Genomic DNA, 21820 nt, shown 5'->3' with positions numbered 1-21820 from the left:
AGAAAATTGCCTCTCGCGTCCACCCACCGCAGAGGGGCGAATCTATGAGTGGTGCTTCCGGATCCAGTTCCGTCCCCGTCTACGAACCGGCGTCGCCCGGCGACCGCTTCGGCCCCCAGATCGAGCGCCGCGACGACGCCGACTTCCCGTTCTACAACGGGACGCCCACCACGCTGTCGGCGCGGCAGTGGATCCTGCTGTGGGTGTCCGTCGCCGTCGGTTTCGCGGCCCTGGTCCTCATCCCGCAACCCGGCAATCTGGTGGCGCTGATTCCGCGGATCCTGTTCGTCGGCATCCCGCTCGTCGTGCTGGCGATGGTGACGCGGGAGCACTGGACCGCGCTGTTCCGCAGGGTGCGCGGCCGCGACGTCCTGACGATGATCGGGTTCGCGCTGCTGAACCTGGCGGTCACGTTCGCACTGGCGCTGGTCGTGCAGGCCCTGTTCGGGGTGGCGTCCAACAAGGCCGTCGAGGATGCGGGCAAGGATGGCGTGCTCGACACGGCCGCGTTCTACGTGGGAACCGGGATCCAATTGGTGGGCGAGGAAGTCTTCACCATCGTCCCGTTCCTCGCGTTGCTGATTTCCTGTACGCCAAGGCGAAGCTGTCCCGCACGACCGCGATCGTCCTCGCCTGGCTGATCAGCGCGGTCTGGTTCGGCGCCGCCCATCTGCAAACCTACGACTGGAACGTCGCTCAGGCGTTCATCGTCATCGGCGGCGCTCGACTGATCCTCACGCTCGCGTACATCCGCACCAAGAATCTGTGGGTGTCGACCGGCGCGCACATCATCAACGACTGGACGCTCTTCACCCCGGCGATCGTGATCAACGCCGCGCTCGTCACCCTGTAGGCGAACTCGTCAGTTCGGAATCGGGATGACGATCGGCGGCAGACCCGGTATCTGCACCTGAATCTGTTGCGGCGGAACGGGCACCGGCGCGGGAGCAGGCGGCGGGTTGTACACCGGCGGCTCGGGTGCGGGCGGCGGCACGGCGACGGGCTCCGGCGGCGGGGGAGGTGGTGGCGGCGGAGGCGGCGGCGCGGGTTCCGGGGAGGGGACCGGCGCGGGCCGGGGAGCGGCCTGCTGCACCACGGCGGGCGGCGAATCGACCACCGGCGCCTGGGCTTCCACGGGGGCTACCGGATTCGGGCGCTCCGCGGGCTGCTGCGGACCGGAGCCGATCGGCACCGACGACAATCCGCCGGTCATCAGGTCGACCACGGCCACTTCGGTCATCGCCAGGTTGGAGGGCTGCACGACGTACAGCCGGTCCTGCTGGAACGTCGGCCACGGATCGCCCTCGAGTTTCGCGTCCTGGTTCACCACCGGGGACAGCAGCGGGCTGCCGCGCATGCACCGGACACGGGGAACGCCGTGGTCGTCGATCAGCACGATGGTCCCGGCCTGGAGCACCGACTGGAATGCCGTCGCGTGGCCGTCGTCGAAGCCGTGATTGGTGACGCGGGTGTCCGCACGGAGCAGGACGGGGGTGAGGGTCCGGACGTAATTGCGCACGTCATCGACCTGGAACACACTCGACCAGGCCTCCAACCTCGCCGGATCCCCCTCCAGGTCGTCGACGAGACGCTGCCGGTCGCAGAGCACCCGGTCGGGGCTTCCGCCGTAGAGTCCGGCGCGGTCACCGATCACCCGGATACCGGCGGCCCGGGGCTCGGCCGGCAGGTCGGTTCCGGGCGGGCCGAACGGGACCGTCGTCGGCGTCTGCGGCGGGAGCAGCACCTCGGTCCACGGAAGTTGTCCCTGGTCGGTGGCCCGATCGAGGTCGATCGGCTCGGGGTTGCCCCCGGAACCGGAGGAGCATGCCACGGTCACCGCCGCGGTCAGGGCTCCGAGCACCGCCAGCCAGCTACGCGGTGCGCGCCCGGGGCGCGTACCGGCTCGAACGACTCGTCTGCGTCGGGCACGCCGTGCAGCCGGCCCGGCGTCGTCGGTGGCCACCCCGCCATCGTAGGCACAGTTGCGGATCGGCCGGGCCGTATTGCGGTGTGGTTGCCGGCCCGGCCGTCGGTCAGCTGGTGATCATGTCCTCCTGCGACCAGAACGCCCGCATCGACGTGATCTTGCCGTCGTCGTCGAAGGTCATGACGTCGATCGGCGCGATCTCGAGCTTCTGCTCACCGAGGTCGGTGACGAGGGAGAAGTGGAACGCCGCCGAGTTGCCGGCGATCTTCAGCGTCAGGAGTTCGCCGGTCTGCTTCAGCGGTTCGATCACCCCGTAGAACTCGCGCAGCGATTCCGCCGAGGTCCGCGGCTCGGTGCCCACCGGGTCCTCCACGGTGGCGCCCTCGGCGTACAACGCGACGACGTCGGCGGCGGTCCCTGTGGCCACCGCCTCGATGTACCTCTCGACGGTCTTGCGGATGTCTTCTGCGGACGGTGCCATGATGCGACTCCTCAGTCGAATAGAACGTGTTCTAGCCGAGAGAGTAACGCAGCACTGCGTCGGTGGGGAGCCCCTTCTCCCAGGCAGCGGGACGTGGCCGCACAGGGGTCCGCCCCTGCCGACGGGAGCGAAGGTCGGCAGGGGCGGAGGAAGGCGATCTCTCAGGTTCTCGGCGCGGACGCCTCCTCCAGCTTCTCCAGCCGCGGAGCGCTCGTCCCCGTCACCGGCGCCGCGGACACGGACGACACCTCCTCCAGCGACTTGCCCTTGGTTTCGGGCGACATGAAGAAGCAGATCACGAACGCGACCGCCGTCAGGACCGCCCCGAACAGCATCGTGGTGCCGGTGCCCAGCGAGGCGATGCTCAGCGGCAACAGGTAGGTGCCGGTCGCGGCGCCGAACCGGCTGACGGCGGTGGCGATGCCCACGGCCGTGGCCCGGAACTCCGTGGGGAAGAGTTCGTTCGGGTAGATCCACACCAGGATGCTCGGGCCGCCGGAGATGAACGCGTACGCGCAGAACGCGGCGACGATGAACCAGAGCGGCCCGTCCGCCCACAACCACAACCCGGCGAGCGGAATCACCATCAGCGCCAACGGAATCACCGCGATCGGGCGCCTGCCCCACTTCTCGACCAGGAACAGCGCGGGAATGGATCCGGCGACGATGAGACCGATGATGACGGTCTCGACGATCAGTCCCGCGGAACCGTCACCGGAGATCGAGAACCCGGACAGGATCGTGGGCAGGAACGTCAGCAGCGCGTACAGCGGGGTGACGACCGCCAGATACAGTGCACTGCACATGATCAGCCGGGCGAGGTACTGGCCCCGGAAGTAGATCTTGATGTCCGCCTTCGGCTTGTCGGCGGTGTCTTCGACGGTGACGGTGCTCAGATCCAGCTTTTCGCCGTAGATCTGCTCGACCACGGCCTCGGCGTCCGCGACCCGGCCGTTCTTCAGGAGCCACCGCGGCGACTCCGGGATTCCGCGCCGCACGAGGATCACGATCAGACCGAGGACCGCACTCGACGCGAGCAGCAGACGCCAGTGGTCGTTGCCGCCGGAGATCCCGACGACGAGCGCCCCGACCACGTAGGCGGCCACGGCGCCCGCCGACCATGCGACGGCAGACATCCCGACCATCGCGCCGCGTTTCCTGGTGGGGGTGAACTCGGTGAGGAGCGAGGTGGCGATGGGGTAGTCGGCACCGATGGCCGCGCCGATGACGAACCGCAGCACGATCAGCTGCCACGGCAACTGGACGAACACCGACAGCACGCACGCGACGACCAGCACCACCAGGTCGAGGGCGTACATCTTCTCCCTGCCGACCCGGTCGGTGAGGAAGCCGAACACGGTGGCGCCGAAGAAGATACCGATCAGCGAGGCCGCACCGATCAACCCTGCCTCGGCCGTCGTCGGGTGTAGCTGCTCGTGCACGCCGAGCAGGGCCACGCCGATGATGCTCATGACGTACCCGTCCAGGAATGGTCCGCCACAGCACGCGATCAGGAGCTTGGTGTGGAACCCGCGTTTGGCGGGTCTGTCCATCACGTCGAAGGAACTCATGTCGTCTCCACTACGTAGATTGGTGCCGTCACCCTCGGGGTGGCGGTCGAGTCGGCCGCACTCGGCCGGTACCGCTAAGGGGTTGTCTTGTTCAGCGCCGAGTAGGCGAGCTGCTCGAGCAGCAGCGACGCGTGGTGCGGGGCGTCCGCGCTGACGTCCAGCACCTGCTTGGTGATGCTCAGCGCCAGAGGCGAATACGCCGCGAGTTCGTGCGCGATGCTCAATGCCTGCTTCACGTGCTCCGCGGGAGGGGCGATCTCGCTGACGACGCCCCAGCGTTCGGCGTCCGCGTGATCGAAGCGCCGACCGCGCAGGACGAGGTCGCGGGCACGGCCGGCACCGACGATGCGGGTGATGCGGGTGACGCCGCCGGAGCTGGGGAGGATCCCGATGCCGATCTCCGGGAACCCGAAGACCGCGGCCGGATCGGCGACCCGGATGTCGGTGGCGAGGGCCAGTTCGAGGCCGCCGCCGAGGCAGTAGCCGGTGATCGCGGACACCGTGGGCTGGGGGAGCGCCGCGAGCGCCTCGTACACCGACCCGGAGGTCCGGTAGTACTCGGCGATCGCCTCCGGCGTCATCTCCCGCAGTTCGGTGACGTCCGCGCCGGCCGAGAACACCGAGTCGCCCCCGGTGACGACCACGGCCCGACTGGACTTCACCTCGGGTGAGCCCAGCGCGGCGAGCAGTGCGGCTTCCATGTGCGTGGACAGCGCGTTCCGCTTCTGTTCGCGCCGCAGGGTGACGACGGCGACGTCGCCGTCCCGGCGCACGTCGACGGTTCCGGTGTTCTCGGTCGGCATCGTGTTACTTCTCCCCGGCCTCGTAGCGGAAGGACAGCAGGTTCTCGAGACCCCGCTTGTTGGCCTCGTTCGCGATGACCAGGCGCTGGATCTCCGACGTGCCCTCCCAGATGCGGTCGACGCGCAGTTCGCGCCACAGCCGCTCGACGGGGTAGTCGCGGATGTAGCCGCGGCCGCCGAAGATCTGGACGGCGCGGTCGACCACCCGGTTGGATGCCTCGGATGCGGCGAGCTTCACGGTCGCAGCCTTGGCGTGCAAGGTCTTTCGCAGATCGGCATCGTTCGGGTCGGCCTGGTCGAACTCCCACGCCACCTGGTGGGTGAGCGCCCGGTTGGTGGTGATGTCCACGACGGAATCGGCGATCATGCCCTGGATCAGCTGACGGTTGATCAGCGGCTCGCCGCCCTGCACCCGCTCCCGCGCCCAGTCGACGGCCAGGGTCAGCGCCCGCTCGGCCGCACCGATCGTGCGTGCGCCGATCATCAGCCGCTCCTCCGTGAACCAGTCACGGGTGAGGTCGTGGCCCTGCCCGATGCCGCCGAGCACGGCGTCCGCGCCGACGCGCACGTTCTCGAACGTGAACTCGGGGTGCTCGTAGACGAATGTGTGCGTGTAGCGGGGGATGTGCTTGATCTTCACGCCCGGAGTGTCGACGTCGATCAGGAAGATCGTCGCGGCGTGATCGGGTTCGACGTTGGCCAGCACGATGAGGTAGTCGGCGACGTCACCGACCGTGACGAACCACTTCTCGCCGTTGATGATGTAGCCGCCGTTGCCGTCGGGGGTCGCGGTGGTGCTCGCCGCGGAGAAGTCCGAACCGGCGTTGGCCTCGGAGATGGCGACGGCGTCGCGGCGGTCGCCGCGGGCACCGGGGATCAGGTAGCGCTCCCGCTGTTCGGGGGTCGCGTGGGTCAGCGGGTTCGCCGGCCGCCACACCGTGTCCCACAGCGCATTGGTGAGCTTGCCGAGTTCGTCCTGCACGACGGCCTGCTCGAGCACCGTCAGTCCGGCTCCGCCGTATTCGACGGGGGTGTTGATCGCCTGCAGTCCGGATGCGAGGACGGCCGCCTTGATGGTGGCGTGGGATTCGTCGGAGATTCCGTTGTTGCGTTCGCACTCGTCCTCGAACTGCATGATCGTGTCGGTCAGGGCGCGGGCGCGCTCCTTGAGGTCGGCGAGGCGGGGGCTGTATGCGAATTCCATGGTTCAGAACTTCCTTGTGTCAGTTGGTGTTCGATGAGTTCAGGACGATGCGCGCGTCGAGTCCGAGAGCTTGCTTCGGGGTGACGAGCAGGGGGTTGATCTCGAGTTCCGCGATCTCGGGGTGTGCGGTGGCCACGGCCGTGATCGCGGCGATGGCGTCCGCGGCGGCGTCGATGTCGATCGGCGGCCTGCCGCGCACCCCTCGGAGCAGGGCGGACGCCCGCAAGTTGTCGAGCAGACCGCGGGCGGTCTCCGCGTCGACCGGCGCCAGCGCGAAGGACACGTCGGCGAGGACCTCGGTGAAGATGCCGCCGAGACCCACCATGGCGACGGGACCGAACCGCGGGTCCGTCTGGACCCCGACGATGAGTTCGACGCCCTCACTCAGGTCGGCCATCGCCTCGACGCAGTAGGCGGACGCTCCGAGGGAGGCGTCCATGCGGGTGAACGCGTCGGCGAGTTGTTCCGCCGATCCCAGACCCAGGGCGACCCCGCCGGAGTCGGACTTGTGCAGCAGGCCCATCGCTTTCAGGACCACCGGGAATCCGACGGTCTCGGCCGCCGCGACGGCCTCGGCGCAATTCCGCACCAGACGTGCTGCGGGGAATTCGACGCCGGCGCCGCGGAACAGTTCACGCGAATCCCAGTACGCGTCGCTGGTCACCGGCGCGGACGGCGGGCTGTCCGTACTCGACTGATGTTTCGGCGCAGTGGTTTCGGCGATGACGCCGAGCGCCCCGGCGGCGTCCTCCACCGCGCGGAAGACGGGGACCCCGCTGTCGGCGAGCACCGTCGCCGCGGCGCTGTCGGGATGCATCGTGTGCACGACGACCGGTTTGCCGTGGGCACGGGCCGTTTCCGCCATCGCACGGGCGGTCTCGATCTCCTTGCGCGCCAGGTTCTCGCCGTAACTGCCGTAGCCGCCGAAATATCCGGTGAGAAGCACGGAATCGACCGCCGGGCTCTGCAGGATGGTGTCGAGGACGGAGACGAACGAGGTGATGTCCTGTTCCCCGGCGCCCGCGAGGTCGACCGGATTGGTCACTCCGGCGGACGGCGGCAACAGGTCGCGCAGGGCGCCGCTGATGTCGGCGGGGAATTCCGGAACCGTGAGTCCGGCCGCCTCCACCACGTCGGACGCGACACCCGCGTGCCCGCCGCCGTCGGCGACGACACCGACCCGGCGCACCGCCGCCGGTCCGTACCCGAGGAGTGTCGCGGCGACGTCCGCCAGCTGCCGCGGGCTCGACACCCGGTACACCCCGGCGGCGCGGCAGGCCGCGTCGATGACCGCGCTGTCGGACGTCAGCGATCCCGTGTGGGACTGCGCCCCGCGGATGGAGGCCTCGCTGCCGCCCACCGTCAGCAGCAGCACCGGCTTTCCGGCGCGGGATGCCTGAGCGGCAGCATCGACGAACGCCCGCCCGTCGCCGAAGTCCTCGCAGTACACGGCGATGAGGTCGGTCTCGTCGTGCTCGACGCACGACCGGATGAGGTCGGCGGCGCCGAGGTCCGCCTGGTTCCCCAGCGAGGCGAACCGGGAGAACCCGTGTCCGCGAGCCTCGAGGAACTGGCTGAGTTCGAGTGCCATGTTGCCGCTCTGCGAGAGCAGCGCGACCCGCCCGGCGGGCAGCGGGTTCGACGCCAGCGTCAGCGCGGTGCTCGAATCCAGCACACCGAGGCAGTTCGGCCCGAGCAGGACCGCTCCGGCCGCCCGCACCCGCGCCACCACCCGATCCTGCACCGCCTTTCCGGCAGCGCCGAGTTCGGCAAAGCCGGCGGTGACACCGACGATCGCGGTGGCGCCCGCCGCGAGGGCGTCGTCGACGGCCTCCTCGAAACCCTGTGCCGGAACGGTGATGACGACGAGGTCGACCCGTTCGTCGAGTTCCGACAGGCTCCGGAGCGACGGCTGCCCGAGGATGCGCTCGCCGCGCCGGTTGACGAGGTGGACCGACCGGTGGCCCGTCATCCGGAGCGCCTGGACACTGATCCAGTTGCCGTACTTGGTCTCGTCGTTGCTGGCACCGAGGACGGCGACCGACCGCGGGTCGAACAGTGTCGTGAGGTCGCGGCCCGTAATCGTGCTCATCGGGTCTCCTCGACCTTCGGAGCGGGGTGGCCGGTGCCCCAGGCGTCGGCGCCGCCGTCGATCACCAGCGTGGTCCCGGTGACGTAACTGCCTGCGGGCGAGGCGAGGAACGTGACGACCCCGGACACGTCCTCGGCCGTGCCCAGGCGGCCGAGCGGCACAGCGGACGTCCACTGCGCGCGGGCCTCTTCCGTGTAGTTCTCCTCCATGCCCTCCGTCGCGATGGTGCCGGGGGCGATGCAGATCGACCGGATTCCGTACCGGCTCCACTCCAGCGACAGTCCGGAGGCGAGGTTTTCGAGGGCCGCGCGGGCCGACGTCGCGTGGACCATCGATGCGATCCCCCGGCGCGGGGAGAACGCCATGAAGAAGATGCATCCCGACCGCTGCGGAATCATCGCGCGGACGGCGACCTCCCGGGTGACCGCCCACGTGGCGTCGACGGCGAGACGGTGAACGGCGCGCCACCCCTTGCTCGTGATGTCCTCGGCCGGCGCCGCGAACTGGCCGCCGGCGTTGTTGACCAGAATGTCGATGCGTCCGAACCGCTCCAGGGCCCGATCGACCAGGGCGGTCACCTGCTCTTCTTCGCGAATGTCCGCGGGCACGGCGAGCGCCCGTCCGCCCAGTGCCTCGATCTCGGCGACGGTCTTCTCGAGGGGCTCGGGCCTGCGGCCGCTGATCACGACGTCGGCTCCACACCGCGCCATGTCCAGTGCAATCGCGCGTCCTATCCCGGTGCCTCCACCGGTGATCAGTGCCACCCGCCCGCGATGGACGTCGGGGCGCAGCACCTGCCCGGCGCCTCCACCTGGGTTCTCACATTCCATCGAGCGTTCGCCTCTCGTCGCTACCGTTCCGACCACGGGGTCTGACTGATGCATCAGTTATACCGTGATCCAGCCCACAGATGTCAAGGGTTTCGTCAAAACTGATCCGACGCTCAGATGTGAATACAGCGTGGGTGCTTGCCTTGAACTGCAGTTATGCGGATTCAGGTCGGCCGCTGGCGATTTCTGGGTCTGGATTCAACCGTCTGACTGATGCGTCAGTTTGCGGCGTATGATTTGATGGATCAGTCAGATGACAATCGAAGGAGGGACAGTGACCGCTCAACTCACCGAGGACGCGCGCCGAACGGCGATACTCGATGCTGCGGCTCAACTGATCGCCGAGCGCGGATACCACTCGGTCCGCATCTCCGACATCGCCCAGGTCGTCGGTACCAGCACCGGGGCGGTGCACTACTACTTCCCCGGCAAGAGCGACGTCCTGACCGCGGCCCTCCGCCACGCCATCGACAACGCCTTCGACCGGCAGAGCCGTGAACTCAAGGCGATCGACAACGCCCACGAACGACTGCTCCGCCTGATCGACATGCAGTTGCCCCGAGTCGGGCCGCTGCGCGACGAGTGGTCCATCTGGTTGCAGTTCTGGGCCGAGGCCACGCTCCGGCCCGAACTCCGCCCCTTCCACAACACGTACTACGCGCGCTGGCACGAGACCGTCGTCAAGATCGTCCGGCGCGGACAGCGGCAGGAAATCTTCCGCACCGACGTCGACCCGGAGACGATCGCGCAGCGGCTGACCGCACTCACCGACGGGACCGCCATCCAGGTCCTCACCGGCGCACCGAACATGACCGTCGCCGCGATGAAAGAGGTACTCGTGCAGTTCGTCCACGACGAACTCGTCGCGCCGCGCACCTGGTGACCCTGTGCGCTTCGCGCCCGTGAGTACTTATTAACCGCCCGTGGTTAATAAGTACTCACGGGGGCGAAGCCCAAACTGGCACGGCAGGCGACCACCAGACGCGCGGTGGCGGGGCTGCCACCGTCACCGCAGGCGGGGCAGACCATCGTGACCGTCCGTGCCACCTCATCCACGGTCACCGTGAGTGGCACGGCGCATCGACGGCACCACCGGTGCCGGGTGATTGCGTTGACGTGGACCGGCGAGGCGACGCATTGGTGGATCCACCGTCGGTGCAACGGACACGTCGTGCGGTCGTCCGGGGACAAGCGCTGCGCGTCCTCGGCGGCGTCCTCCCACGCGAGTTGATCACTCAGTGTCGCGTGGGGATGGTGTGCGGTCGGCCGGATCTCACAGGAGGTTGTCATGGCGTCACCTCGACGAGATCGAACCGGGAGTGCAGCTGCGCCCACGTCGTGCGACGCCTGCCGTCGGGAGTGCGGTAACCGCTGCCCGGCTCCGGAACCCATGTTCGCATGAGATCGTCACGTACGGCGGGACGGTCGACGGGTTCGGACGTGTGCGCCAGCCCGGCGACCAGCCACACGCGAGCGGTCTTGCAGTGCGGTTCCGAGCGAGTCACTGCGCCAATCGGATTCGTGTTCATGGGTCGTCCTAGTCCACTCCGGTCGCGGATCCGTACCCGAAAGGGGTTGCTCCTCGACGAGTCGAGATCCGCGTGGGAATTTCTGTCTGACCTCATGCTCCGCCGACTGCGGCGCGGCGGGTGTCTCATTTCCTGACACGAAAGGGGGACGACGCAGGGCGCGTCAGATGTCGATGCCGAATTCCTTGATCTTGCGGTAGATCGTGGCACGCGAGATGCCGAGAGCTGTGGCTGCGGCTTTCTTGTTGCCGTGGTTCTCTTCGAGGCTGCGCACGATGGCGTCGCGTTCGAGGGCTTCGATCTGGGTGAGGGTGTGCCGGCTCAGGGCACGGCACATCGGGGGCAGCTGCTCGACTTCGACGACACCGGAGCGCTGCCGTTGGACGACCTCGTGCAGGACCTGCCGGAGTTCGGTGACGTTTCCGGGCCAGCTGTATTTGCAGAGTTGGCGCATTGCCGCAGGCGACAGGGACAGCTCCGCGCCGCGACCGAGTTGTCGTAGCAGATGCGGCACCAGACTGTGCAGATCGTCGATGCGATGGCGCAGGGCCGGCATCGTGACGGTGTGACTGAAGTGGGGCAGCAGCAGGGCATCGAGATCGGTGTTGTGACCGGTTCCGCCGATGGTCGCGCCGATCCATCCGGCGTGTTCGCGCCCCTGGATCAGGTCGGCGACCACCCGCTGCTGTGGCTCACCGAGCAGGTCGATGTCACGCAGGATGACACTGAATCGTTCCTGGTCGAGCTCCTGTTCGAGGGCCGGCAGCACGGCGCTGTCGTCGGACAGTTCGGCGGCCGTGAAAATCCGGGTTCGAATGGAAATATGTTCGACAGCAACAGCTTTGAGAGCGGCTCCGCGGCCACTTCCGGCCTCGCCCGACACGACCACCCACTGTTGCTCGCGTGCGCATCGAGCGATCTGCTGGCAACTGCGGCGCCAGGACGCGCTCGTGCCGGTGATGCCGGGGAACACTGCGGTGCTCGCCGGCTCAGGGGCTAGAGATGACGTGGGGACATCGTGGAGATGCACATAGAACAAGGCCATCGGCCTGCGGGCTCCGAGCCCGAAGTCCTCGATCGAGGACAACCTGGCCGTCTGGCCGCTGGGCAGGGCGACGATATGCCGATAGGTGGCATTCACGCTGCTCAGGTCGACGGCGTGTTCGAGTAACGCGGCCTGATCCTGGGCGTCCAGCGCCACGCGAAGTCGCCGGTTGACGAGGACGACGTCGTCTCCGAGCGCCAGCACCCCGGTCTGCGGCGACCGGCGACACGCCTTGAGATACGCGTTGAGCAACGACGTCTGGTCGGCGCTGGCCTGCGCCAGCAGCCGGCCTTCGATCTGAGCCGTGGCCGATTTGGCAAGGGTGGCCAGCAGCGGGCCCCCGTCCTCTACCCAGCCGGTGAGATCGAGTGCCCCCACGAGAGTGCCGGACATCGGATGGGTGATCGGGACACCCGCGCAGGCCAGTTGCCCGAGACAGTCGGCATAGTGTTCGGCGCCCGTCACGAGGGTGGGCTGGCGGGTTTCCAGGGTCGTGCCGATGCCGTTGGTGCCGGCGAACTCTTCCGAGTAGCTGTACCCGGGTATCAGTTGGACGTCGTCGAGGGTGCGATTGAGTTGCCGGCTGGCGGTGATCCTGGTCAGGATCACTCCGTCAGCCGACGTCAGGATCACGCTGACCGGTTCGTCGACCAGGCCGTCCGCGAGCTGTCGCAACACGGGTTCGGCAGCCGCGACGAGAGGACAGTCCAGATTCGGCTCCCGGACGAACGGGAGGTCGAGTTGATCAGGGCTCACCTTGAGCGACTTCGATCGTTGCCAGGAGTACGAGATGGGTTGACGAACGGAGCTGTCGAGATCGTTGTCGGCGAGAAACAGCTCCCGCGCCTTCTGCAGGTCCTTGGTGGTCATGCCGTGTTTACGCCCCGTTTCTCCACAGGTCTATGAACCTGAGCGTACGTCGTCTCGATGTGAGACGCGTCTCAATATGAGACGGGGTTGGTGAGGTCCGACGGGGGGTGTTCGACCGCCGCCCGGGTACCGGTCAGTACTTCGAGGACGCTGGCGAGGTCGGCCGATGTGAGGGTGCCCGGAACCGGAGGAGCGCCGGGTTCAGTGCGGGGACGGCCGCGCCGCCGTCCGGGGTGCGCTGTCATGGTCGGGGCCTTTCATCGCAAGGTGGGGCGGATGATCGATCTGCTGTAGCCGCTCGGCGCAGACGGCGAGAAGACCGTGCCGGAGTGAGGCGTCGAGGGGTGAGAACCGGCGCCCGGCCAGGACTTGCAGTCGTTGGAAGTACCGCGCCTCGGTCCACCCGAAGGTCACGAAGATGTCTTCGGCGCTGCCCCCTCCGAACACCGCCCACCGTGTGCCGAATTCCAGGACGAGATCGTCGTCCCGCGTCGACCGGGCACGCAGGGTTGTGGTCGTCATATCGCGCGGCCCGGGTTCAGAATTCCGGTCGGGTCGAAGGCCGCCTTGATCCCTGTCATGAGGGATCTCTCGACCGAGCCGATCATGGGTTCGAGGTAGCGGCGTTTGAGGCTGCCGACGCCGTGCTCACCCGTGATCGATCCGCCCAGCGCCAGACATCGCGTCACCATCTCGTCGAAGGCCCGATGGGCCCGGTCGGCGGCGTCGGGGTCGGCCGCGTCGAACACGATCGTGGGGTGGAGGTTCCCGTCGGCGGCGTGCCCGAACGTGCCGATGAGCAGGCGGTGGCGGTCGGCGATCCGGCTGATGGCGTCGAGCATGTGCGGTAGCCGGGGGACCGGCACGGCCAGGTCGTCGAGCAGGGTGCTGCCGCGGCGTTCCAGGGCGGTCAGCGCCACACGGCGCGCCTGCATGAGGGCGTCACCTTCGGCGGCGTCGGTGCTCACGTACAACTCGGTGGCCGCGGCGGCGCGGCAGGCGTCCGCGCTGCGCTGGGCTTCCGCCTCGGCGGCGTCACCGTCGCACTGGATCAGCAGCAGCGCGCCGGCCGTCTCGTCGAGACCCATGCGGGTCATGTCGTTGACGGCCGCGATGGTGGTGCGGTCCATGAGTTCGACCAGGCTCGGGTCGGCCACCGCCTGAATCGCCAGCACCGCGTCGACCGCTTGCACGGTATCGGGGAAGGCGGCGACGACGGTGGCCGTGTGCACCGGCGTCCGGCGCAGCCGCACGGTCGCCTCGACGATCACCGCCAGGGTCCCCTCGGACCCGACCAGTAGTCGAGTCAGGTTCAAACCGGCCACATTCTTGCGGGTGACGGCGCCGGTGTGGATGATCCGGCCATCGGCGAGGACCGCCTTGATCCGGGCGACGTGGTCGCCGGTGACCCCGTATTTTGCACAGCAGGCGCCGCCGGCGTCGGTTGCGAGGTTCCCGCCGATCGTGGAGACGGCGCGACTGCCGGGGTCGGGGACGTACCACAGTCCGCGCGCTCCCACCGCGGTCGCGAGGTCACCGTTGATCACTCCCGCCTCGACCGTGGCGGTGCGGGACTGTTCGTCGACGGCGAGGATGCGGTCGAGTTTCTCGGTACTCAGCACGATGCAGCCGTCGATCGCGTTGGCTCCGCCGGCCAGCCCGGTGCCCGCACCTCTCGTCACGACCGGAATACCATGTCGGTGCGCTGTTTTCAGAGTCGCGACGACATGGTCGACGGTCCGGGCGCGGACGACGGCGAGCGGAAGCCCGGACGGGCAGAGCAACGCCTGATCGCGGGTGTAGGAGATCATGGTGTCGCCGTCGGTCATCACGGCGTCGCCCAATTCCGCGACCAGATCCGCGACGGGACCGCCCGTCACGACCGTCATGCCTTGGCCTGCGTGACTTCCAGCTCTCCCATCCGCGACCAGTCCTCCCCCGGTATCTCCGTGTGGATGATGCGCGGTGTCTCACTCAGCGCGGGACGCATCGCGTCCAGTCCCTTCCGGAAGTGGTCGGCGGCGACGTGGTCGGAACCGGCCTGCCCGTCCCGGAACGCCTCGATCAGTATGAATTCGGCGGGGTCGTCGGCGCTGCGGTGCCACTCGAACCACAGATTGCCCGGTTCGGATCGGGTCGCGTCGGTGAACTCCTTGGTGACGAGCAGCCAGTCGTTCTGATGCTTGTCGAGGACCTTGAATTTCACCACGATGAAAATCACGATGCTTCACTTTCTTTCGGGCATGCGGGCGCCGGAGGGGTGGGTTTTGCGCGAGCAGGGAGAGCGGGTCACCGCCTCGTCAGACGGTCGTGGCGGCGACCCACTCGGCTGCGTCAGTAGATGTTCGACGGGCGGACCATGCCTTCGGCGAGATCGCCGAAGCCGGGTGCCATGATGGCGCCGGGATTGCCGATGGTCTCCTCCACCACAGCGGTTTCGGTGGTGATCAGCAGTGCCGCGATCGAGGCCGCACTTTCGAGTGCGGCGCGGGTGACCTTGAACGGGTCGATCACCCCGTCGTCGAACATGTCTCCGTATTCACCGGTGAGCGCGTTGAATCCGTGCCCGAGCGGGAGACCGGCGACCACCTCGACGACGTCGTCGCCGTCGAATCCGGCGTTGATCGCGATCCAGCGCAGCGGTTCGGCGAGGGCGCGCCGTACGACGTCGCACCCGATGGCCTCGTCTCCGGACAGGTCGAGGTCGGCCAGTGCCCGGTGTGACTGTGCCAGCGCGGTGCCACCGCCGGAGACGATGCCCGCCTCCACCGCCGCGCGGGTGGCGGCCAGGGCATCCTCGACGCGCAGCATCCGCTCCTTGAGTTCGACACTGGTCGCGCCGCCGACGCGGATGACGGCGACCCGCCCGGTGAGCCGGGCGATGCGCAGTTCGAGGCTTTCCTGATCTGCCTCGATCTTGGCGCGCTCGAGCTGGGACTCCAGTTGGGCGACGCGGGCGTCGAGTAGGCGCTGGTCACCGTGGCCACCGACGATCGTGGTCTCGTTCTCGGTCACCGTGATCCGGTCACACGAACCGAGATGCTCGACGCTGACCTCGGACAGTTCGATCCCGGTGTCCTTGGCGATCACGTGCCCACCGAGCGCCACCGCGAGGTCTTCGAGTTCGGCGACCCGACGGTGCCCGAAACCGGGGGCCCGGACGACCACCGACTGCATCGTCTTGTGCATGTTGCCGCCGACGAGCAGTTGCAGGGCCGGCCCGTCGACCTCCTCGGCGAGCACCACCAGCGGCCGGTCGGCGCGCTTGGCGACCTCGACGGCCGGCATGATCTCCTGGACCTGGGTGATCTTCTTGTTGGTCAGCAGGATCAGCGGATCGGCGTGGACCGCTTCCATCCGCTCCGGGTCGGTGACCATGTATCCCGAGGTGTAACCGTGGTCGAACTCGATGCCGTCGACGATGTCGACCGACAACCCGAGGGTGTCGCTTTCCTCGGTGGTGACGACCCCGGACTTGCCGACGTAGTCGACGGCCTTCGAGATGGCGTGTCCGATCACGTCGTCGTCGCTGGCGGCGAGCGTCGCGATGCGTTGCAGATCGCTCTGGCCCCCGATCTGCGAGGCCTGCTCGCGGAGGGAGTCGACGACGACGGACACGGCTCGTTCGATGCCGCGTCGGACCCGCATGGGGTTGGCTCCGGCCTCGACGGAGCGCAGCCCCTCACGGACCATGGCCTGGGCGAGCACGGTTGCGGTGGTGGTGCCGTCGCCGACGACACCGTTGGTCTTCATCGCCACCTCCTTCACCAGCTGGGCGCCCATGTTCGCGAACGGTTCGCGGAGCTGGATCTCGCGCGCGATGGTCACGCCGTCGTTGGTGATGGTCGGCGGCCCGGTGAGTTTCTCGAGCACCGCGTTGCGCCCCTTGGGGCCGAGGGTGACCTTGACCGCGTCGGCGAGGGCGTTGACGCCGTGTTCGAGTCGGGCTCGGGCGTCCGTGTTGTACCGCAGCTCTTTTGCCATGGCTGATGGTCCTTTCCTACTTTTCTTGTGCGGAGAATGCGGCGTGCTATGGGACGAGAATCGCCCGGCCGCGCACCCGCCCGGCATCGAGATCGTCGAGGGCTTGCTGGAAGTCCTCGAGCCGGTACCGGGTTGTGTGCAACGTGACCTTGCCCTGGGCGGCAAGGGTCATGAGCTCCTGGAGGTCGTTGTAGGAGCCGACGAGGTTTCCGATGAAGTTGATCTCGGTGGAGATCACATCGATGGTCGGGACGTCGATGTTCTCGCCGTATCCGACGACGTAATAGTTCCCGGCGCGGCGCAGCATCGCGATGCCTTCCCGGGTGGCGCCGCCTTCGCCGACGAAGTCGACCACAGCCTCGGCGCCATGCCCGCCGGTCAGGTCGAGTACCTGCTGGATGTGGGTGCCGTCGGCGACGATGCCGTGGTCGGCGCCGATCTTCACGGCCAGTTCGACGGCTTCGGGGTTGCGGTCGAGCACCACGACGGTGAGGCCGGAGATGGCTTTGAGGACCTGGATGCCGATGTGGCCGAGGCCGCCGGCCCCGATCACCACGCAGACGTCCCCGGGCCGGGTCGTGTTCGCGGCCTTGGCAACCGCGTGGTACGCGGTCAGGCCGGCGTCGGCGAGTGCGGCGACGTCCGCCGGTTCGAGCGTGTCGTCGATCTTCACGACGCTGCGGGCGGTGGTGCGCAGGTACTCGGCGTAGCCACCGTTGACGTCGATACCGGGGAACTGGCTGTTCTCGCAGTGGACGTCGTCACCGAATCGGCATGCCCGGCACAGCCCGCACGTGATCAGGGGGTGCAGGATCACCTTGTCGCCGACCGCGACATTGGTGACGGCATCGCCGACGGCGTGGACCCAGCCGGCGTTTTCGTGGCCGATCGTGTACGGCAGCGCGACACCGGATTTCTCCTCCCACTGGCCCTCGAGGATGTGCAGGTCGGTGCGGCACACGCCTGCGCCGCCGATGCGCACGACGACGTCGAGGGGGCCCTCGACCGTGGGTTCGGGAATGTCGGTGAGCTGCAGTTTGGTGTGGTATCCCACCACTTGCACGGCCTTCATCGCGGGCTCCTGGTTCTGAGGTTGGTGATTCGCGGTGTAGCGCCGACAGATTCGGTGTCGGCGTAGCGGGTGGCGAGCAGGCCGCGGCAGAAGTGGGCGTTGCCCTCCATCGAGATGCGCACCGACTTGGCGAAGCGCAGCCGCAGCGGCACCGACTCCGGGGGGATGCACTTGCCGTCGTCGTCGACGAACACCCGGCTGGCCGGGCAGATGCTCAACCCGATGCCGATCCGGCGGCGCAGCAGCGCGGCCTTGGACTTTCCCGAAGCGAGGTCGCTGAGGGTGAGCCGGGAGATCTCGTTCACACCCAGATCGGTGGTCTTCAGGTGCGCCTCCACGCAGCGTTCCATCGCGGCGGCGTGCGCCTTGGACCGGAACGTTCGACGCAACTCGTGCAGACTGTCCTCCGCCTCGGAACCGAACGTCCCGACGTATCCGGCGTCGGCGGCGAGGCCGGCGTTGATCTTGTCGCTGTCGTGATGGTCGTCGAGCAGCACCCGCACCTCACCGATGTCCTCGATCAGACGCAGCGCGTCGAGGGAATCGGAGGCCATGAGGTAGGCGAAGTTCGGCGAGCAGAACGCGGTGGGCAACCGCAGGTGCACGGTGACCCCGTCGTCGTCGAGGGTGACCGACCGGACGAACCCGAGATCGGTGATGGGTTCGTCCAGTTCCGGGTCGGTGACCGTCGACAGGGCCATCAGGACGTCCTGTTCGGTGCAGACGACGGCGGCGGTCATGACGGCACGGATTCCGGCTCTCGCGCCCCGGCTGCGACCTCTGCACCTTCCTGCCCGGCCGGTTCGGCCAGTTGCAGGTCGGCGGGAACGTCGATGTCGTACAGCGCTGCCGCGTTGAGGCCGAGAATCTTCTGCTTCTGCTGGACGGTGATCGGGGCGTACTCGCTCTGCATGTCCTCGGGGATCTGGAAGTCGACGAACCTCTCGATCAGCCACTTCGGGGTCCACAGCGCGTAGTCGCTGCCGAAGAGGATCTTGTCCTCGCCGATCCAGTAGAGCAGTTCGCCGATGATCTGGGCGAAATAGCGGGGCCGGGTGTGGATGAACGGCAACGCCACTGCCAGACCGCCGTACACATTCGACTCCTGGGTGGCGATCCAGCAGAAGTCCTCGAGCCGCGGCAGACCCACGTGCTCGACGACGAATCGCAGGTCCAGGTAGTCGGTGGCGACCTTGTCGACGTCGGAGACGTCGAACGCGTCACGGTCCAGCGGTCGGATCGTCGGACCCTTGTGCACGTGAATGTTCTTGATCCCCAGCGTTATGCACTCTTCGAGGTAGCGCCGCGACCACGGATCGTCGAGTTTGTAGCCGCGGGAGTCGCCGTGCCATTCGGCGGTGTAGAGCTTGACGCCCTGCAGGTGCATCCGGTCCGCGTCCCTGCGGAGCTGTTCGAGACCGGCTTCCTCGTGACGCGGGTCGTAGGCGTGGTTGTAGGTGAGCTTGCCGGGATTCTTGGCGACCAGGGCCAGCGCTTCGTCCGTCTGCCCGAATCCGTTGTGGTAGAAGTCGCTCAGCAGGGTGGCCTGGAAGATCGCGTGGTCGACGTATCCGTCCACGAAGAGGTCGCGCTCGAAACGTTCGCTGCCGTAGTACGTGTAGGTGTCGTAGTCCCACACGACCTCTTCGGGGCTGAGGTTCTTGTGGTAGTCGTAGAAGCAGTCGATGAACTGCTTGCCGTGCACGTTCTTCTGGTTCGACTCGCGGCCGTCCCAGATGTGCACGTGCCCATCGACGATGAAGTACTTCTGACCGTCCTTCTGATACATCGCGTCCTCGCTTGGTCCTGGTTCCGGGTGGGCTGGGGGTGTCCGGGGCCACCTCTGCGGCCCCGGACAGCTGCGGGCTAGTGCTCCGTGAGGTCGAATCCGATGTACTCGGCGGCATCCTCGGGGCTGGCGAACAGCAGGGTCTTCTCGTCGAGGTGGACCATGCGCCCGTAGTGGGTGGAGCTGATCTCCTCGAAGATCGAGCCGTCGAAATCCTGCCCCAGGGCGTCGGTCAGTTCCTCGTAGTCGAAGTCGAGCAACTTCTGGCCGTCGACGCGGATCATCGACGGGTACTCGGTCAGTTCCACACCGTCCTTCGCGCCCATCACCTCCGCGACGACCCGGCCGATCGGGGTGTTCATCAACGTGACGCCGCACATGTTGGAGAACTCGGTGGACGATCCGAATTGCATGCTCACTGGTCCAACTCCTTGGGAATGTCGAGCCCGATCTCCTCGAGCAGGGAACGGAACTTCGCCGTGGCGGCGTCGAGGCTGTCGGCGAAGGTGACGGCCTTGTCGGCGGGCTGCGACCAGATCGGTTGCAGCGCGCGGGCGGCGTCGAGGCAGCGGGGCACCCAGGTGGCCAGCCACGTGCCGAACAGTTCCTTGTTCGACTCACCGTGCTCGGCGTCGCGGGTGAGCAACCGGAACAGGTTGCGGGTGTACGCGAGGTCGCGGTCGTAGTCGTGCTCACCGGTGCCCACGATCGTGGGGGTGATGTAGTCGCCGTTGCCTGCGGCGATCTGCATGACCAGTTCCGTGCGGAACAGCGAACCGACCAGCTGTTCGAAGACGATGTTGGAGCCGAACAGCAGCTCACACCAATCCGGAACGGCGGTGAGCCGCTCGACGACCTCCCTGGTCGGCTGCCACTCGGGCGCCGACTGCCAGACGGCCTTGTGCGCGTCGCCGTCGAAATCCTCGGTGGCCTCGGACAGGTCCAGGTTGAACAACGCCAGGTCCTGGGCGAAGCGCATCTTGTGGGCGGCGTTCACCGCGACGGCCGTGTTGATCATGTTGGTCGGCCCGGACCGCTGGATGGACGTGAAGACATGCAACGCCAATCCGTTCTCGGCATGCATCCACGCACCGAGATTGCGGGAGATGAACGTCAACCAGGGGGTGTTCCAGGCGTCGTAGACGCGGGCGCGCTTGGCGTTGGAGAGGCACAATTCGACCTGGTGGACGACCTTGGAGTTGTTGCGAAAGATCGTCTGGTCCCACTCCTCGTTCGGGTCGAGGAAGGCATGCCAGTTCGACGACTTCGCGACGGTCCAGTCCTGCGGATATCCGCCCGGTCCATTGCCGAATCCGTAGATCCACCCCTGGGAGAGGTGGCGGTCCGGGTCGGGTTGGACGTCGACGGTCACGTCCTCGTACATCGTCGACCGCTTCTTGGCCGGCGTGTAGTAGTTGAAAGTACGGCTGCGGGAGCTGGGGAACTCCAGCGCACCGGCTTCGGAGTCGGTGAACTCGATCTTCGGAAAGCTCCGCTGCTTGGGCTCGGAGGTTGCGGTCATCTCGTTTCTCAGTTCTGTCGGGGAAAGAGGGCTGTGAATTCCTGGTGGGCTACTCGAAGGCGGGGCTGGTGAACTTGTCGTAGAAGATCTGATCGCTCGGGGTGCCGGTGGCCTCGAGCAGGGCGAGCGCCGCGTCGACCATCGGTGGTGGTCCGCAGAGATAGACCTCGGTCTTGCCGATGTCCGGTTCGCGGCGGCTCACGACGTCGGTGACATTGCCTTCTTCGACGACGATCGACCCTGCCGGCTGTGGGACCATCGATTCCGACAGGCAGGCCACGAACGTGAAATCCGTGAGTCCGCTTCCGAGTCGGAGAATCTCGTCGACGTAGAACAGGTCGGCGGGCGTCCGGGCACCGTAGTAGAAGTGCACCGGGCGGGTATTACCCGTCTCGCTCATGTGCCGCAGGAGTGAGAGGACGGGGGCCATTCCGGCTCCGCCGCCGATCAACACGATCGGCAGGACGTGACCTTCCTTGAGGGTGAACGACCCGTAGGGACCGGTCAAGCTGATCTCGTCGCCGACCGAGATGGCATTGTCCAACAGTCCGGCGAACTTTCCGCCCGGATACTTCTTGATGAGGAATTCGATGTGGCCGGGTGTCGACTGTGTCGTTGCCATCGAGAAGGACCGATGTTCCTCGGTCCCCGGGATCTTCAGGTCCGCGTACTGGCCGGGCCTGAACTCGTAGGCGGCGGGTTCGACGGGCTGCAATCGGAGCGAGACGATGTCCTTGGTCATCGACTCGATCCCGATCACCCGGGTGCGGACATCCTGGATGGGGACACCGCCGAGGAGTTCGTCCTCATCGAAGTTGAGCAGCTCGATCGTGCAGTCGCTGTATGCGGTTGAGCGGCAGAGTAATACCATCCCTTCGTCGACCTCGGATTCGTTGCACGCAAATGTCGAGTAGTTCTCCATCTGAATGTCGCCGTCCAGGACGAACGACTTGCAGGCCGAGCACCGCCCCTCGCGGCAGCCGTGCATCAGGTGGATGCCTTGCCGGAATGCGGCGTCGAGGATGTACTCGTCTTCGCCGACTTCCATCTCGATGTCGACGGGCTCGAAGTTGATACGGTGCTTGTCGGCCACGGGGGATT

The 21820-nt window shown here is 67.2% G+C and carries 23 protein-coding genes; 3 read left to right on the top strand and 20 right to left on the bottom strand.

Features of this window, described 5'->3' with window-relative positions; translation table 11 throughout:
• Positions 1 to 44: 44 nt before the first annotated feature.
• Together P3H15_RS16705 and P3H15_RS16700 are read left to right on the top strand one after the other, a co-directional pair.
• Positions 45 to 641, top strand: coding sequence for a hypothetical protein (locus tag P3H15_RS16705; RefSeq protein WP_276138319.1), 597 nt, complete (start codon positions 45 to 47; stop codon positions 639 to 641).
• Positions 533 to 853, top strand: coding sequence for a CPBP family intramembrane glutamic endopeptidase (locus tag P3H15_RS16700; protein ID WP_276138316.1), 321 nt, complete (start codon positions 533 to 535; stop codon positions 851 to 853). Before P3H15_RS16705 ends, P3H15_RS16700 begins: the two co-directional genes overlap by 109 nt.
• Positions 854 to 862: 9 nt before the next feature.
• Here P3H15_RS16700 and P3H15_RS16695 read toward each other — a convergent pair whose 3' ends face one another.
• The 7 genes from P3H15_RS16695 to P3H15_RS16665 all read right to left on the bottom strand — a co-directional run bounded on the left by P3H15_RS16695 (position 863) and on the right by P3H15_RS16665 (position 8908).
• The gene (locus tag P3H15_RS16695) at positions 863 to 1963 is read right to left on the bottom strand and encodes a DUF6777 domain-containing protein (RefSeq protein WP_276138265.1); all 1101 of its coding nucleotides are present in this window, start codon (positions 1961 to 1963) and stop codon (positions 863 to 865) included.
• 70 nt (positions 1964 to 2033) lie between these two features.
• A complete protein-coding gene (locus P3H15_RS16690) occupies positions 2034 to 2408 on the bottom strand; it encodes a nuclear transport factor 2 family protein (protein WP_276138264.1) in 375 nt (124 codons plus the stop codon).
• Positions 2409 to 2569: 161 nt separating this feature from the next.
• Positions 2570 to 3979: an MFS transporter gene (locus P3H15_RS16685; protein ID WP_276138263.1), complete on the bottom strand. Its 1410-nt coding sequence runs from the start codon at positions 3977 to 3979 to the stop codon at positions 2570 to 2572.
• Between the two features lie 74 nt (positions 3980 to 4053).
• On the bottom strand, positions 4054 to 4782 hold the full coding sequence (locus P3H15_RS16680; RefSeq protein WP_276138262.1) for an enoyl-CoA hydratase/isomerase family protein: 729 nt from the start codon (positions 4780 to 4782) through the stop codon (positions 4054 to 4056).
• A gap of 4 nt (positions 4783 to 4786) precedes the next feature.
• Positions 4787 to 5986, bottom strand: a complete 1200-nt coding sequence (locus P3H15_RS16675; protein WP_072942570.1) for an acyl-CoA dehydrogenase family protein — start codon at positions 5984 to 5986, stop codon at positions 4787 to 4789.
• A 19-nt stretch (positions 5987 to 6005) separates the two neighbouring features.
• A complete protein-coding gene (locus P3H15_RS16670; protein ID WP_276138261.1) occupies positions 6006 to 8078 on the bottom strand; it encodes an acetate--CoA ligase family protein in 2073 nt (690 codons plus the stop codon).
• Positions 8075 to 8908, bottom strand: a complete 834-nt coding sequence (locus P3H15_RS16665) for an SDR family NAD(P)-dependent oxidoreductase (RefSeq protein WP_072942574.1) — start codon at positions 8906 to 8908, stop codon at positions 8075 to 8077. Before P3H15_RS16665 ends, P3H15_RS16670 begins: the two co-directional genes overlap by 4 nt.
• Positions 8909 to 9161: 253 nt before the next feature.
• Here P3H15_RS16665 and P3H15_RS16660 point away from each other — a divergent pair, with 253 nt between their 5' ends.
• Entirely contained in the window at positions 9162 to 9791 is a 630-nt protein-coding gene (locus tag P3H15_RS16660; protein ID WP_005249163.1) for a TetR/AcrR family transcriptional regulator, read from the top strand.
• A gap of 44 nt (positions 9792 to 9835) precedes the next feature.
• On the opposite strand, the gene P3H15_RS16655 is transcribed toward P3H15_RS16660, so the two are convergent.
• The 13 genes from P3H15_RS16655 to P3H15_RS16595 form a co-directional block, all read right to left on the bottom strand.
• A complete protein-coding gene (locus tag P3H15_RS16655; RefSeq protein ID WP_276138259.1) occupies positions 9836 to 10198 on the bottom strand; it encodes a hypothetical protein in 363 nt (120 codons plus the stop codon).
• Positions 10195 to 10437: a hypothetical protein gene (locus P3H15_RS16650; protein WP_346348783.1), complete on the bottom strand. Its 243-nt coding sequence runs from the start codon at positions 10435 to 10437 to the stop codon at positions 10195 to 10197. The genes P3H15_RS16655 and P3H15_RS16650 overlap by 4 nt, the downstream gene beginning before the upstream one ends.
• Before the next feature lie 163 nt (positions 10438 to 10600).
• A complete protein-coding gene (locus tag P3H15_RS16645) occupies positions 10601 to 12352 on the bottom strand; it encodes a sigma-54-dependent Fis family transcriptional regulator (RefSeq protein ID WP_276138257.1) in 1752 nt (583 codons plus the stop codon).
• Between the two features lie 201 nt (positions 12353 to 12553).
• The gene (locus tag P3H15_RS16640; RefSeq protein WP_276138256.1) at positions 12554 to 12874 is read right to left on the bottom strand and encodes a hypothetical protein; all 321 of its coding nucleotides are present in this window, start codon (positions 12872 to 12874) and stop codon (positions 12554 to 12556) included.
• Positions 12871 to 14241 (bottom strand): FAD-binding oxidoreductase, encoded by a 1371-nt coding sequence (locus P3H15_RS16635; protein WP_276138255.1) that lies wholly within the window; start codon positions 14239 to 14241, stop codon positions 12871 to 12873. Before P3H15_RS16635 ends, P3H15_RS16640 begins: the two co-directional genes overlap by 4 nt.
• Positions 14238 to 14573: a putative quinol monooxygenase gene (locus P3H15_RS16630; RefSeq protein ID WP_276138254.1), complete on the bottom strand. Its 336-nt coding sequence runs from the start codon at positions 14571 to 14573 to the stop codon at positions 14238 to 14240. The genes P3H15_RS16635 and P3H15_RS16630 overlap by 4 nt, the downstream gene beginning before the upstream one ends.
• 113 nt (positions 14574 to 14686) lie before the next feature.
• Entirely contained in the window at positions 14687 to 16336 is a 1650-nt protein-coding gene (groL, locus tag P3H15_RS16625) for a chaperonin GroEL (RefSeq protein ID WP_276138253.1), read from the bottom strand.
• A gap of 46 nt (positions 16337 to 16382) precedes the next feature.
• Entirely contained in the window at positions 16383 to 17408 is a 1026-nt protein-coding gene (locus tag P3H15_RS16620; protein ID WP_276138252.1) for an NAD(P)-dependent alcohol dehydrogenase, read from the bottom strand.
• Complete coding sequence (locus tag P3H15_RS16615) at positions 17405 to 18148, bottom strand: iron-sulfur cluster assembly protein (protein ID WP_276138251.1); 744 nt, start codon at positions 18146 to 18148, stop codon at positions 17405 to 17407. Before P3H15_RS16615 ends, P3H15_RS16620 begins: the two co-directional genes overlap by 4 nt.
• On the bottom strand, positions 18145 to 19197 hold the full coding sequence (locus tag P3H15_RS16610; RefSeq protein ID WP_276138250.1) for an amidohydrolase family protein: 1053 nt from the start codon (positions 19195 to 19197) through the stop codon (positions 18145 to 18147). Before P3H15_RS16610 ends, P3H15_RS16615 begins: the two co-directional genes overlap by 4 nt.
• A 77-nt stretch (positions 19198 to 19274) precedes the next feature.
• On the bottom strand, positions 19275 to 19616 hold the full coding sequence (gene mimD / locus P3H15_RS16605; protein WP_072942597.1) for a propane 2-monooxygenase effector subunit MimD: 342 nt from the start codon (positions 19614 to 19616) through the stop codon (positions 19275 to 19277).
• Positions 19613 to 20719, bottom strand: a complete 1107-nt coding sequence (locus tag P3H15_RS16600; protein ID WP_276138249.1) for an aromatic/alkene monooxygenase hydroxylase subunit beta — start codon at positions 20717 to 20719, stop codon at positions 19613 to 19615. The genes mimD and P3H15_RS16600 overlap by 4 nt, the downstream gene beginning before the upstream one ends.
• Positions 20720 to 20768: 49 nt before the next feature.
• A complete protein-coding gene (locus tag P3H15_RS16595; RefSeq protein ID WP_276138248.1) occupies positions 20769 to 21812 on the bottom strand; it encodes an FAD-binding oxidoreductase in 1044 nt (347 codons plus the stop codon).
• Between the last annotated feature and the right edge of the window lie 8 nt (positions 21813 to 21820).

It is taken from the genome of Rhodococcus sp. T2V, from assembly GCF_029269925.1.
GTDB classification, from domain to species: Bacteria; Actinomycetota; Actinomycetes; order Mycobacteriales; family Mycobacteriaceae; genus Rhodococcus_F; species Rhodococcus_F koreensis.
The sequence above is the reverse complement of the archived record's forward strand: the minus strand, read 5'-3'. Positions and strand labels throughout refer to the sequence as shown.